Source organism: Streptomyces sp. NPDC001292, assembly GCF_042896465.1.
In the GTDB taxonomy this organism is placed as follows: domain Bacteria; phylum Actinomycetota; class Actinomycetes; order Streptomycetales; family Streptomycetaceae; genus Streptomyces.
This window is the reverse complement of record NZ_JBIAXG010000012.1, coordinates 56,548-69,694: the sequence shown is the minus strand read 5'-3', so window position 1 is coordinate 69,694 and position 13,147 is coordinate 56,548. Positions and strand designations below refer to the sequence as shown.

Here is a 13,147-nt window from a genome sequence, read left to right as displayed (position 1 = left end):
AGTGCCCCTTGACGCCGTACTCAGTCCTCGCCCACTCCCGGGCGTTCCTCGCTCAGTCCTCGCTGGGCGACGCGGGGAGCTTGGCCTGGATGAGGTCCATGACGGTGGAGTCGGTCAGGGTCGTGACGTCTCCGAGCTGCCGGTTCTCCGCCACGTCACGCAGCAGGCGCCGCATGATCTTCCCGGACCGGGTCTTCGGCAGCTCCGCCACCGGCAGGATCCGCTTGGGCTTGGCGATCGGGCCGAGCGTCGAGCCGACGTGGTCGCGCAACTCGCCGACCAGGGTCTCGGTCTCCGTGACCGCGCCGCGCAGGATCACGAACGCGACGATCGCCTGTCCGGTGGTCTCGTCCGCCGCGCCGACCACGGCCGCCTCGGCGACCGACGGGTGGGAGACGAGGGCGGACTCGACCTCGGTGGTGGAGATGTTGTGCCCGGACACGAGCATCACGTCGTCGACGCGGCCGAGCAGCCAGATGTCGCCGTCGTCGTCCTTCTTGGCGCCGTCACCGGCGAAGTACCGGCGCTCGAACCGCGACCAGTAGGTGTCGATGAACCGCTGGTCGTCGCCCCAGATGGTGCGCAGCATCGACGGCCACGGCTCGGTGAGCACCAGGTAGCCACCGCCGCCGTTGGACACCTCGTTCGCCTCGTCGTCCACCACGGTGGCGGAGATGCCGGGCAGCGGCCGCTGGGCCGAGCCGGGCTTGGCGTCGGTCATCCCCGGCAGCGGGGAGATCATGATGCCGCCGGTCTCCGTCTGCCACCAGGTGTCGACGACCGGGGTGCGGTCGCCGCCGATGTTCTTGCGGTACCAGATCCACGCCTCCGGGTTGATCGGTTCGCCGACCGAGCCGAGGATGCGCAGGGAGGACAGGTCGAACTTCGCGGGGATGTCGTCGCCCCACTTCATGAAGGTACGGATCGCGGTCGGCGCCGTGTAGAGAACCGTCACGCCGTACTTCTGCACGATCTCCCAGAAGCGGCCCTGGTGCGGGGTGTCCGGCGTGCCCTCGTACATCACCTGCGTCGCACCGTTGGCCAGCGGTCCGTACACGATGTACGAGTGGCCGGTGACCCAGCCGACGTCGGCGGTGCACCAGAACACGTCGGTCTCCGGCTTGAGGTCGAAGACCGCCCAGTGCGTGTACGCGACCTGCGTGAGGTAGCCGCCGGAGGTGTGCAGGATGCCCTTCGGCTTCCCCGTCGTGCCCGAGGTGTAGAGGATGAACAGCGGGTGTTCCGCCTCGAACGCCTCGGGGGTGTGCTCGGCCTGCTGACCGTCGACGAGTTCGTGCCACCACAGGTCCCGGCCCTCGGTCCAGGCGACCTCCTGGCCGGTGCGGCGGACCACGACCACGTGGTCGACGTTGTCCACGCGCCCGACCGCCTCGTCGACGGCCGGCTTGAGCGCCGACGGCTTGCCGCGCCGATAGCCGCCGTCGGCGGTGATCACGACCCTGGCGTCGGCGTCCTGGATGCGAGTGGCGAGCGCGTCCGCGGAGAAGCCGCCGAAGACCACCGAGTGCGTGGCACCGATCCTGGCGCAGGCCAGCATCGCGACCGCGGTCTCCGGGATCATCGGCATGTAGATCGCGACCCGGTCGCCCTTCCGGACGCCGAGTTCGAGCAGAGCGTTCGCGGCCCTGGACACCTCGTCCTTGAGCTCGGCGTAGGTGATGGCGCGGTGGTCGCCGGGCTCACCCTCGAAGTGGATCGCGACGCGGTCGCCGTGCCCGGCCTCGACATGCCGGTCGACGCAGTTGTACGCCACGTTGAGCGTGCCGTCCTTGAACCACTTGGCGAACGGCGGGTTCGACCAGTCGAGCGTCTCGGTCGGCTCCGCGGCCCAGGTCAGCCGCCGGGCCTGCTCCGCCCAGAAACCGAGCCTGTCTGCCTTGGCCTGCTCGTACGCGTCCGCCGTGACGTTGGCGTTCGCGGCCAGGTCGGCGGGCGGCGCGAAACGTCGCTCCTCCTTCAGGAGGTTGGAGAGTGAAGAACGCTCGTTGTCTGCCATCGTCGCACACCGTCCCAGTGGTTTAGACCATTCAATGCGTCCGATTCTCTGAGGGCCCCCGGGCGTCGGTCAACCCCTCCCCATCCTGACAGCCGCTCACCCACGGGTCACGCACGGCGATCCCCGGAGGTTCACTCGCGGAGCGCGGTCTCACCCGTAGTGTCTGAAACTTCACGTATTGCGAGGGGTGGTGTCGCCTGTGGGCCGTCCGTCGCTCCCACCAGGGTGAAGGTCTCCTCCCCGTGCGCCCCCGTGAGCAGATACGCCTCGGCCTCGCCCACGTGGAAGTACATCCCGTGCAGCTCCAGCGTCCCCTCCCGCAGGGCGCGGGCCACCGAGTCGTGGGCGCGCAGGTGCTCCAGCTGCTGGACCACATTGGTCAGGCACAGCCGCTCGACCGCGTCGGCGGGCGGCCGCCCGGCCGGCCGGGGGTCGGGGCGGCCGTCGTCGGCCATCCGCTCCAGACTGGGCAGCCCGTGCCGAAGCCACCGCCCGAGTGGCGTACGAGTCTGCCCGGAGCCGGAGCCGGAGGCGGAGGCGAGGAGTGCCTGCATGGCTCCGCACCCGGAATGACCGCACACCGTGATGGAGCGCACCCCGAGCACGTCCACCGCGTACTCGACGGCGGCCGCCACCGAGTCGTCGTCGCCCTGCCACGGCGGCGGCACGAGGTTGCCCACGTTCCGCACGACGAAGAGGTCGCCGGGACCACTGGAAGTGATCATCGACGTGACCAGCCGCGAGTCGGCGCAGGTGAGGAAGAGCTGGGACGGTCGCTGCCCCTCCCGCGCCAGCCGCGCCAGTTCCTCGCGCACGCGCGGCGCGGTGCTGTGCTGGAATGCGCGGATGCCGTGTGCCAGTCGGTGACCGCGGTCGCCGGGTGCCGGTGCCGTGCTCCCGCACTGGTGGTTGCGCCAGGGCGTCCAGGGCCGGCAGCGGCATCGGGCGCCGTCCGGCCCGGCGGGCTCGGCGATGCGGACTCCGGCACGACGGCCGGTGAGCTCGACCGAGCCGCCCTGCGCGGTGTGCGTCCGCTGCCAGTCCTGCAGTGACTCGTACGCCGCGTGATCCACGAACGAGCCGTCCAGCCGGACGACCGCGGCGGCTCCCGAGGGCACGAGGTGCAGGGCCCGGCTGAGCCGTGGCACCGCGAGGAACGTCAACTGCCCTCGTACATGTACGTGATGGACTCCTTTCCGTTCTTCGTGCGTGATGCGGGTGCGGGCGAGGCGGCGCAGGGCGACGGCGACGGCCACGGCGATGCCGAGAGTCACGCCCTGCAGAATGCCTAGGGCCACCACGCCGAGGGCGGTGGCGGCGTACACCGGCACCTCCTGGTGGCGGGTCACCGTGCGGATGTGGTGCGGGGACACCATCTGGATGCCGACGGCCATCACCAGGGCGGCGAGCGAGGCGAGCGGGACGAGCTCCAGCACCGGGACCATCAGCAGCGCGGCGATCACTACGAGAACGCCGTGCAGCATCGTGGAGTTCCGGCTCACGGCACCCGCGCGGACATTCGCCGTACTCCGCACGGCCACCCCGGCGACCGGCAGGCCGCCGAGCGCGCCGGAGACGGCGTTGGCGGCGCCCTGGCCGAGCAGTTCCCGGTCCAGGTCCGAGCGGCCGACGCGTGCGGCCGGACCGGCGCGGCCCGCGACCAGCTTGTCCACGGCGACCGCGCCGAGCAGCGACTGCACGCTGCACACCAGCGTGGTGCTGAGCACCGCGGCGACGAGCCCGAGCACCGGTCCCTGGGGCAGCCCGGCCAGGGCGTGGCTGCGCCAGGACGGCAGATCGACCCTGGGCAGCACCAGCCCGGTGAGGGAGGCGACGGCGGTGGCCGCGGCGACGGCCACGAGCGCGGCCGGCACCCTGCCCAGCAGGCGACCCGCCCGGCCGGGCAGGCGTGGCCAGGACAGCAGCAGTGTCAGGGTCAGCGCGCTCACCGCGAGGGCCGCCGGGTCGAGGCCGGTCAACTGGGCGGGCAGGGCGCCGAGGTTGTCGAGTACGGAGCTCTGTGGGCTGCCGCCGAGGACGATGTGCACCTGGGCGACGGCGATGGTCACCCCGATCCCGGCGAGCATGCCGTGCACGACGGCGGGGCTGACGGCGAGCGCGCCGCGGGCCACGCGCAGGCAGCCGAGGGCGAGTTGGGCGAGACCGGCGAGAACGGTGACGGCGCAGGTCGTGCGCCATCCGTAGCGCTGGATCAGATCGGCGGTGACGACGGTGAGTCCGGCGGCGGGGCCGCTGACCTGGAGCGGTGAGCCGCCGAGTTGTCCGGCGACGAGTCCGCCCACGGCGGCGGCCACGAGACCGGCCCGCAGCGGGGCGCCGGTGGCCAGGGCGATACCGAGGGAGAGGGGCAGGGCGATCAGGAAGACCGCGACGGAGGCCGACACGTCGGTGCCCGTGAGGCCGAGGCGACGTGGTCGCCGGGGCGGGCTGTGGGGTGGGTGGGATCGCTCGGTGCGGGCGGACTTCGCGGTGTGGTCGGGGACGCAGGCCGGCATGTTTCCCGTCTCCTCGGGGTGGCGCGGTCGCGGAACTCTCGGCTGACTCAGCTTTCGGCTGACTCAACGGGACTCAACGGGGACAGAATCAACGCTGAGTAAAGCGATCGTAATGCTACGTAAAGGCGATGCCTGGATTGTCCGCTCAAATGGGGCAGTGAATCACCTCGTTGAGTGAAGTGCACTTTTTGTCGGCTTGTTCTACTAATTCCTTCTCCAGTCCGTGCGATCTTGACGGCGCTGTCGGCCCGTCCGGCACATCACCAGCACACGCCGTCTCGGCGTTGGACGAGAGAAGGAAGAAGGTGGGCGGAACATGGCCGCCACTCGGAGGATCGCCGTGGGCGTCGCCGTCGCCGCGGTCTGTGCCTCGTCGCTCGCCGGTTGCGCGAGCGGCCCCGAGGCGCCGAGGCGCGGCGCGCCCGGCGCGCCGAAGAAGGGCCCGCAGCAGCCCGGGAGTGTCGTCCGCCTGATCGGCGACGGGTCCACCGCGTACACCGGAGCACAGCCGCACCTGCCCAGGCCGGAGCGGCTCAAGGCCGGTGAGAAGCCACCGCAGTTCGTCGTGTTCTCCTGGGACGGGGCGGGGGAGGACAGTCAGAGGCTGTTCTCCCACTTCCGCGAGGTCGCCAAGGCCAACAACGCGACCATGACCTTCTTCCTCAGCGGCGTGTACCTGCTCCCGCAGGAGAAGCGGGACCTGTACCGGCCGCCTCAGCACACGTCAGGCAGCTCCGACATCGGCTTCAACGACGCGAAGGGCGTCGCCGACACGGTCAAGCAGGCGCGGCTGGCGTGGCTGGAGGGCAATGAGATCGGCACGCACTTCAACGGCCACTTCTGCGGCGACGGCGGGGTCGGAAAGTGGTCGGTCGACGAGTGGAAGAGCGAGATCGCCCAGGCCAAGCAGTTCGTGAAGACCTGGAAGACCAACACCGGCATGAAGAACGCCGCTTCGCTGCCCTTCGACTACGACAAGGAGCTCATCGGCGGCCGCACCCCGTGCCTGGAGGGCCAGAAGAACTTCGTCAAGGCGGCGAGCGAGCTGGGCTTCCGCTATGACAGCAGCGGTGTCAACAGCCAGGTGTGGCCCGAGAAGAAGGACGGCTTGTGGGACCTGTCGATGCAGCTGGTGCCCCTCCCCGGGCACACCTTCGAGCAGCTGAGCATGGACTACAACTTCATGGTCAACCAGTCCGGCGCGCGGACCCAGGGGGACCCCGCCAAGTTCGGCTACTGGGGCAAACAGATGCGCGACGGCCTGCTCAAGGGCTTCTACCGGGCCTACGACGGCAACCGCGCCCCGCTGGTGGTCGGCAACCACTTCGAGTCCTGGAACGGCGGCACCTACATGCGCGCCGTCGAGGACGTCGTGAAGGAGGTGTGCAACAAGCCCGAAGTGCGCTGTGTCTCCTTCCGTCAGCTGGCCGACTGGCTGGACGCCCAGGACCCGCGGATTCTCGCAGAGCTGCGGACCCTCGGGGTCGGCGAGGCCCCGAAGCAGGGCTGGGCGTCCTTCCTGTCGGCCCGCCCGGCCCCGGCTCCCAAGGGCGTGCCCGGGGTACCCAGGCCGTAGCGGGACTTCAGGCCGGGGCGGGGGTCCCGGCCACGGCAGGGATCCGGGCCGTAGTGGGACTCACGCCGGGGCGGTGACCCCCTCGCCGAGGACGAAGCCGGGGTCGATCTGGGCCGCGAGGTCGGCCCCGGTCCGCTCGTTTCCCCACGAGGCGGCGTTCTTCAAGTGGAAGTGCACCATCTGGCGGGTGTAGCGGTCCCAGTCGCGCAGCTCGTACGTGGCGTCGGCGGCGACCTGGAGCATGCGCAGGGCGCGGCGGTCGGCGTCCTCGAGGAACTCGAACCGGGGCGGCCGGCCCTTCTCCATGGCGCGCACCCAGTCGGAGTGCCCGACGGTCACGAGCAGGTCGTCCCCGACCTCGGCGCGCAGGAAGTCGAGGTCGTCCTGGCCCTGCACCTTGTTGCCGACGACGCGCAGGACGACCCCGTAGTCGCGGGCGTACTCCTTGTACTGGCGGTATACGGAGACCCCCTTCCGGGTCGGCTCTGCGACGAGGAACGTGATGTCGAAGCGGGTGAACATGCCGGAGGCGAAGGAGTCCGAGCCCGCCGTCATGTCGACCACGGCGTACTCGTCGCGGCTGTCCACCAGGTGGTTCAGGAACAGCTCCACCGCCCCGGTCTTGGAGTGGTAGCAGGCGACCCCCAGGTCGGCGTCCGTGAAGGGGCCGGTGACCATCAAACGCACGGCGCCGCCGTCGAGTTCCACGGGGTGCGCGCAGGCGTCGTAGAGCGGGTTGTCCTCGCACAGGCGCAGCAGGCGCGAGCCCTCGCCCGGGGGGGTCGTCTTGATCATCGTCTCGGTGGAGGCGATGCGCGGGTTGCTGCCGCGCAGGTAGTCCTTGATCAGCGGCAGCCGGTCGCCCATCGCGGGCAGCGCGGCGGCCTGCGCCTCCTCCAGGCCGAGCGCGGCCCCCAGGTGCTGGTTGATGTCGGCGTCGATCGCGACGACGGGCGCGCCGGTGGCCGCGAGATGGCGGATGAACAGGGAGGACAGAGTGGTCTTGCCGCTGCCGCCCTTCCCGACGAAAGCAATTTTCATGTTCACGAAGCGTAGCGTTCCGATTGCCGAGGGTGGAGGTGTGCGTGAAGAAGACCACTCCTTCGTGGGGCTGGGCACTCGGGCCCGTAGGGTCGTACTCATGAGTACGACAGGCGCGACCGCCGATCCACCCCCAAGCTCTCCAAAGAGCTCGAGCACGGCGGACCCCCTTGCGGCCCTGGGCGCGCTGCCCGGTGTGGCCGAGTCCGTGGAGTCCGTGCGCAAGGCCGTGGACCGGGTGTACGGACACCGGGTCATGCGGCGCCGGAGCAACGAGGTCACCTCCGAGGCGGCGCTGCGCGGTGTGCGCGGCTCCGCGGCGCTGTCCGGTGCGGACTGGGCCCTGGAGGAGGTGCGCCGGCGCTCCGACTTCAGCGGCGACGGCGAGGCGCGGGTGATGGGCGCCGCCCTGAGGCTGACGGCCGAGGCCGGCCAACTGCTGTCCATCTGGCGGCAGTCGCCCCTGCGGGTGCTGGCCCGGCTGCACATGGTGGCCGCCGCGAGCCAGGAGGGCGCGGTCGGACGGCCGCGCCAGGAGGGCGAGGACGTCGACGAGCCGCTGATCGAGCTGCCGCCGCCGAGCGCCGAAGAGGTCTCCGGACGCCTGGAGGGCCTGTCGGGGCTGATCGCCGCCGGCAGCTCCGCGCCCGCCCTGGTGATGGCGGCCGTGGTGCACGGCGAACTTCTGGCGCTGCGCCCCTTCGTCTCCCACAACGGACTGGTCGCCCGGGCCGCCGAGCGGATCGTCCTGGTCGGCAGCGGCCTCGATCCCAAGTCGGTCTGCCCCGCCGAGGTCGGTCACGCCGAACTGGGCCGCGCGGCCTACCTGGCCGCCCTCGACGGCTATGTCTCCGGCACCCCGGAGGGCATGGCGGCCTGGATCGCCCACTGCGCGAGGGCGGTGGAGCTGGGGGCGCGCGAATCCACGGCGGTGTGCGAGGCGCTCCAGCGCGGGGCGGCGTGACGGACCCGGACACAGGGTTGCGGCGGTACGAGAACTCGTACCGCCGCTGGCATGACCATCGAGTTACCAAGCGTCCTCGATATGTCGCCCATCAGGTCGGGATCTTTGCCCGTCACCTGGTGCGGCTGGCCCGTAATCGACGGGTCGACGTCGCGTGGGTGCTCGGTGTTCATGCTCGGTCCGTGGGGCCAATTGCGTTGTAAAGGTGATCCTTTCGGATGTCCTTTGGTCTCGCGGGCCGTCGAATCCTTTGTACTGCAAGCGGGGAGCAAGCGGAACCCCCGGCTGCACTTCTTTACTTTCGGGTTCAAACGGGAAGTAAACGGGCGCGCGAGTGCCGCGCGGGATTTTTGGTGGCCGAGCGGCGGATCAGGTGACCGAGTTCCGGCGCCGGCTCGTGTACCAGACGAGCCCCGCGGTGGCCGCCGCCGCGCCTATGGCCGCCGCCGCGACCAGGGCCGGACGCGGCGGTACGGAGAACGCGGGCAGCCGTTGCTTGAGCCGCACCGGCCGGTGGAAGTCGAGAATCGGCCACGCGCGCGCGACGGCCTCCCGGCGCAGCGCCCGGTCGGGGTTCACGGCGTGTGGATGCCCGACCGACTCCAGCATCGGCAGGTCGGTCACCGAGTCGCTGTAGGCGTAGCAGCGGCTGAGGTCGTACCCCTCGGACTCGGCCAGCTCGCGGATCGCCTCCGCCTTGGTCGGGCCGTAGGCGTAGTACTCCACCTCGCCGGTGAAGCAGCCGTCCTCTCCCACCACCATCCGGGTGGCCACCACGCGGTCCGCGCCCAGCAGTTCGCCGATCGGCTCGACCACCTCCGCGCCCGACGTGGACACGATGACCACGTCGCGGCCGGCGGTGTGGTGCTCCTCGATGAGGGACGCGGCCTCGTCGTAGATGATCGGGTCGATCAGGTCGTGCAGCGTCTCGGCGACGATCTCCTTGACCTGCCGCACGTTCCAGCCGCGGCACAGCGCGGACAGGTACTCGCGCATGCGCTCCATCTGTTCGTGGTCGGCGCCGCCGGCGAGGAAGACGAACTGGGCGTACGCCGTGCGCAACACGGCCCTGCGGCTGATCAGTCCGCCTTGGTAGAAGGACTTGCTGAAGGTGAGCGTGCTCGACTTCGCAATGACCGTCTTGTCCAGATCGAAGAAGGCCGCTGTGCGGGGCAAGGAGTGGTTTTCCACGCCCCTGAGCATAGGGGCAGCCCATTCGGCGTAAGGTGGGCGCGTGGGTTTGCCTGAGAGGGCTCTCGGGTACACCATGGAAGTCACGGATCGTTCGCGACCGTGCCAACCCGGTCCGACTCCTCCCCCCCCGAGTCGGCCGTGGAGACGACCCCCGCTCTCCCCCCCGGCGGGGGTCGTCGCATGTCCGGGTGGGTTTCTCCCTTTCCGTCCGTGGTTGCCGAGCCGGCATCGGCCGCACCACGCGGGATCCGGGCCATCTTCATGATCTGTCACATTCCGTAGTCGTGGCACTGCTCTGCGGAAGTCGTACGTGAACCAGTACAGGGGTCACCGGTATGGGTGACGGCGATATTCACAGCCATCGAGTTGTCCACAGTTTTTGACCAAGATCCACACGTTTTTCCGGATCACTGCACCGTGATTCCTACGCGCACCGCTCCCGGCGAGTTCATGGCCGGTTCCGATTGTCCGGGCGCGTGCGGCCGGTTCGTATCGGCCGCCCAAAGGAAGGCCGGTCTCCGGTTCTTCTCATGTTCGGGAATCGCGGGGCCCCACGGGCCGCGCGCAAGAAGCAGCGAAGGGGGTTCGACCCGTGGCCGGAACCGTCACACACGATCCACCGCCCGATGCCGGAGGGCTTCAGGGCAGACCGCTGATCGTCACCGAGGACGCCGGACTCCTCGACGACCTGCTGCGCCTGTGCGCGGCGGCCGGCGCCACACCCGAGGTCCATCACGGCCTGCCCGAGCGCAGAGGCGGCTGGGAGGCGGCGCCGCTGGTGCTGGTCGGCGACGACGCCGCCCGGCGGGTGCGCGGGGCAGCGCGCCGGCGCGGAGTGGTGCTGGTCGGCCGCGACCAGGACGACTCCGGCATCTGGCGGCGCGCCATCGAGATCGGCGCCGACCACGTGCTGGTGCTGCCCGACGGCGAGCAGTGGCTGGTCGACCGCATCGCCGACGTCGCCGAGGGCGTGGGCCGTCCCGCGCTCACCGTGGGCGTCATCGGCGGCCGCGGCGGGGCGGGCGCGTCCACGCTGGCCTGCGCGCTGGCCGTCACCTCCGCGCGGGAGGGCCTGCGCACCCTGCTCGTGGACGCCGATCCGCTGGGCGGCGGCCTCGACGTCCTGCTGGGCGGGGAGACGGCCGAGGGGCTGCGCTGGCCGGCGTTCGCCGCCTCGCGCGGAAGAGTCGGCGGCGGCGCCTTGGAGGAGTCGCTGCCCGAACTGCACTCGCTGCGCGTGCTCAGCTGGGACCGCGGCGACTGTGTGGCCGTCCCGCCGCAGGCCGTCAGGGCGGTGCTGGCCGCCGCCCGGCGGCGCGGCGGCGCCGTGGTGGTCGACCTGCCCCGCCGTGTCGACGAGGGGGTCGCCGAAGCACTCGCCCAGATCGACCTAGGCCTGCTCGTGGCCCCCGCCGAACTGCGCGCCGTGGCGGCCGCGGCACGGGTGGCGTCCGCGGTCGGCATGGTCCTGCGCGATCTGCGGGTGGCGGTCCGGGGGCCGTACGCGCCCGGGCTCGACGACCGCGAGGTGGCCCGGCTGCTCGGTCTGCCGCTGGCGGGCGAGGTGCCCGTGGAGTCGGCGCTGCGGCGCTCAGGCGAGGGCAGGACCCCGCCCGGGGCGGTGGCGCGCGGACCGCTCGCCCGTTTCTGCACCGCCTTCTGGGAGCGGGCCCTGATCGAGGCGGCCGCCGCATGAGGACGGTTGCCGAACACCTGCGGACGGACCAGCGGGCGGCCCCGGCGGACTTGCTCCGCGAGCCCGGGCCCGCCAACGGGCCCCGGATGCCCGCGGAGTTGCTGGACGGCGTACGGCGGTGGCTCGCCGAGAGCGGGGCCGAGCCGACGCCCGCGCGGGTCGCGCAGGCCCTGCGCGAACAGGGCCGCGTGCTCGGGGACGCCGAAGTGCTCGGTGCGGCCGAGCAGTTGCGCTCCGAGCTGATCGGCAGCGGTCCGCTGGAGCCGTTGCTGGCCGATCCGTCGGTGACCGATGTCCTCGTGTCGGCCCCGGACCAGGTGTGGGTGGACCGGGGCGGCGGACTGGAGCGGGCCGCCGTAGCCTTCTCCGACGCGGCGGCCGTACGGCGCCTCGCGCAGCGCCTGGCCGCTGTGGCCGGCCGCCGACTGGACGACGCCCGGCCGTGGGTCGATGCCCGGCTGCCGGACGGGACCCGGCTGCACGCGGTGCTGCCTCCCGTCGCCGTCGGCTGCACCTGCCTGTCCCTGCGGGTCGTACGGCCGCGCGCGTTCACGCTGGAGGAACTGGTCGCGGCGGGTACGGTGCCGCCCGGCGGGGACCGAGTGCTGCGGGCGCTGATCGATGCCCGGCTGTCCTTCCTCATCAGCGGGGGGACCGGAACCGGTAAGACCACGCTGCTCAGCGCGCTGCTCGGACTGGCCGGGCCCGGCCAGCGGATCGTCCTCGCCGAGGACTCCGCGGAACTGCGACCCGACCATCCGCACGTCGTCCGCCTGGAAACCAGGCCCGCCAATCAGGAGGGCGCGGGCCTGGTCACCCTCGAGGACCTGGTGAGGCAGGCCCTGCGGATGCGGCCGGACCGGCTGGTCGTGGGCGAGGTGCGCGGCGGAGAGGTGGTTCATCTGCTGGCCGCGCTGAACACCGGTCACGAAGGCGGCTGCGGCACGGTGCACGCCAACGCGGCGGCGGACGTTCCCGCCCGGCTGGAGGCGCTGGGCACCGCGGCCGGGCTCGACCGGGCAGCGCTGCACAGCCAGTTGGCGGCCGCGCTGTCGGTGGTGCTGCACCTCGTGCGGGACCGTTCCGGGCGGCGGCGGATCGCCGAGGTGCGGGTGCTGGAGCGGGACGCGTCGGGACTGGTGCGGACCGTGCCGGCGCTGCGCTGGGGCGCGGAGGCGTTCGTGGCGGAACGGGGGTGGGAGCGGCTGCGGGGGCTGCTCCGGAGGGAGAGCGGGAGAGGCGGTGACGACCGCGATGGATGAGGGGTTCTCCGGCTCGGTCTGCGTGGCCGCGGGCGCGGTGTGTGCCGGGGCGGCCGTGTGGCTGCTGGGCGGGCGGCACTCCGCGGCACGGCGGGCGCGGTCGCTGCTCGCCGACGGCGGGCCGAAGGGCACGGGATCGCCGCTTTCGGACCGGGTCCTTCGCGGACTGGACCGGGCTCGGGGGCGGTTGCGCGCCGAGTGGTGGGCGCCTGCCGCCGGGATGGCGCTCGCGGTGCTGGGCGCTTCGGTGCTGCCGGTCGTCGCGGGGGCGGTCGGGGTGCCGCTGCTGCGCCGCACCCGGCTCGCCCGGGCGGCACGCCGACGGCAGGAGCGGCGGGCGGACGCGGTGATCGCCCTGTGCGGGGCGATCGCCGGAGAGGTCCGGGCCGGGCGGCAGCCGGGCGAGGCGCTGCTGTGCGCCGCTCGGGACTCGGGTGGGCTCGGCGACGCCCAGGCGGCGGTGCTGGCGGCGGCCCGGTTCGGCGGGGACGTGCCCGCAGCGCTCGCCGCGGCGGCCCGGCAGCCGGGCGCCGAGGGTCTGCGCGGCCTCGCGGCCTGCTGGCGGGTGGCCGTGGACCAGGGCGCCGGCCTGGCGGCCGGTCTTGACCGGCTCGAAGGGGCATTGCGGGCCGAGCGCGACCAACGCGCGGATCTGCGGGCCCAGTTGTCGGGGGCCAGGGCCACGGCCGTCATGCTCGCCGGCCTGCCGGCCCTCGGAGTCCTGCTGGGCACGGCCATGGGAGCCGACCCCTTGCGGGTGTTGCTGCACACGGGAGCGGGGCTGGGCTGCCTGGTCATCGGTGGCGTGCTGGAGAGCGCGGGGCTGTGGTGGGCCCTGCGGATCGTGCGAGCGGCGGAGGCGATGTGAGCGCGGGTGGTGT

9 protein-coding genes are annotated in these 13,147 nt (G+C 72.0%); 5 read left to right on the top strand and 4 right to left on the bottom strand.

What is annotated here, in order from left to right; all coding sequences use genetic code 11:
• Positions 1-52: 52 nt before the first annotated feature.
• The gene (gene acs, locus ACFY4A_RS15580; RefSeq protein ID WP_390829963.1) at positions 53-2,017 is read right to left on the bottom strand and encodes an acetate--CoA ligase; all 1,965 of its coding nucleotides are present in this window, start codon (positions 2,015-2,017) and stop codon (positions 53-55) included.
• Positions 2,018-2,148: 131 nt separating this feature from the next.
• Positions 2,149-4,533, bottom strand: coding sequence for a SulP family inorganic anion transporter (locus tag ACFY4A_RS15575; RefSeq protein ID WP_390829962.1), 2,385 nt, complete (start codon positions 4,531-4,533; stop codon positions 2,149-2,151).
• Positions 4,534-4,849: 316 nt separating this feature from the next.
• Between ACFY4A_RS15575 and ACFY4A_RS15570 the strand changes: the two genes are divergently transcribed.
• Positions 4,850-6,109, top strand: coding sequence for a hypothetical protein (locus ACFY4A_RS15570; RefSeq protein WP_390829961.1), 1,260 nt, complete (start codon positions 4,850-4,852; stop codon positions 6,107-6,109).
• Between the two features lie 60 nt (positions 6,110-6,169).
• On the opposite strand, the gene ACFY4A_RS15565 is transcribed toward ACFY4A_RS15570, so the two are convergent.
• A complete protein-coding gene (locus tag ACFY4A_RS15565; protein ID WP_390829960.1) occupies positions 6,170-7,150 on the bottom strand; it encodes an ATP-binding protein in 981 nt (326 codons plus the stop codon).
• 100 nt (positions 7,151-7,250) lie between these two features.
• On the opposite strand from ACFY4A_RS15565, the gene ACFY4A_RS15560 reads away from it, so the two are divergent.
• On the top strand, positions 7,251-8,114 hold the full coding sequence (locus ACFY4A_RS15560; RefSeq protein WP_390829959.1) for a Fic family protein: 864 nt from the start codon (positions 7,251-7,253) through the stop codon (positions 8,112-8,114).
• 369 nt (positions 8,115-8,483) lie between these two features.
• On the opposite strand, the gene ACFY4A_RS15555 is transcribed toward ACFY4A_RS15560, so the two are convergent.
• Positions 8,484-9,317: an HAD family hydrolase gene (locus ACFY4A_RS15555; protein WP_390829958.1), complete on the bottom strand. Its 834-nt coding sequence runs from the start codon at positions 9,315-9,317 to the stop codon at positions 8,484-8,486.
• A 583-nt stretch (positions 9,318-9,900) separates the two neighbouring features.
• Here ACFY4A_RS15555 and ssd point away from each other — a divergent pair.
• The 3 genes from ssd to ACFY4A_RS15540 all read left to right on the top strand — a co-directional run bounded on the left by ssd (position 9,901) and on the right by ACFY4A_RS15540 (position 13,134).
• A complete protein-coding gene (gene ssd, locus ACFY4A_RS15550; RefSeq protein ID WP_390829957.1) occupies positions 9,901-11,004 on the top strand; it encodes a septum site-determining protein Ssd in 1,104 nt (367 codons plus the stop codon).
• Between the two features lie 86 nt (positions 11,005-11,090).
• The gene (locus tag ACFY4A_RS15545) at positions 11,091-12,266 is read left to right on the top strand and encodes a TadA family conjugal transfer-associated ATPase (protein WP_390830052.1); all 1,176 of its coding nucleotides are present in this window, start codon (positions 11,091-11,093) and stop codon (positions 12,264-12,266) included.
• Positions 12,259-13,134: a type II secretion system F family protein gene (locus ACFY4A_RS15540; RefSeq protein ID WP_390830051.1), complete on the top strand. Its 876-nt coding sequence runs from the start codon at positions 12,259-12,261 to the stop codon at positions 13,132-13,134. Before ACFY4A_RS15545 ends, ACFY4A_RS15540 begins: the two co-directional genes overlap by 8 nt.
• The last annotated feature ends 13 nt before the right edge of the window (positions 13,135-13,147 follow it).

Coding starts and splice junctions, on each gene's coding strand:
- acs (WP_390829963.1), bottom strand. CDS start 2,017: ATGGCAGACAACGAGCGTTCTTCACTCTCCAACCTCCTGAAGGAGGAG.
- ACFY4A_RS15575 (WP_390829962.1), bottom strand. CDS start 4,533: ATGCCGGCCTGCGTCCCCGACCACACCGCGAAGTCCGCCCGCACCGAG.
- ACFY4A_RS15570 (WP_390829961.1), top strand. CDS start 4,850: ATGGCCGCCACTCGGAGGATCGCCGTGGGCGTCGCCGTCGCCGCGGTC.
- ACFY4A_RS15565 (WP_390829960.1), bottom strand. CDS start 7,150: ATGAAAATTGCTTTCGTCGGGAAGGGCGGCAGCGGCAAGACCACTCTG.
- ACFY4A_RS15560 (WP_390829959.1), top strand. CDS start 7,251: ATGAGTACGACAGGCGCGACCGCCGATCCACCCCCAAGCTCTCCAAAG.
- ACFY4A_RS15555 (WP_390829958.1), bottom strand. CDS start 9,317: ATGCTCAGGGGCGTGGAAAACCACTCCTTGCCCCGCACAGCGGCCTTC.
- ACFY4A_RS15545 (WP_390830052.1), top strand. CDS start 11,091: ATGCCCGCGGAGTTGCTGGACGGCGTACGGCGGTGGCTCGCCGAGAGC.
- ACFY4A_RS15540 (WP_390830051.1), top strand. CDS start 12,259: ATGGATGAGGGGTTCTCCGGCTCGGTCTGCGTGGCCGCGGGCGCGGTG.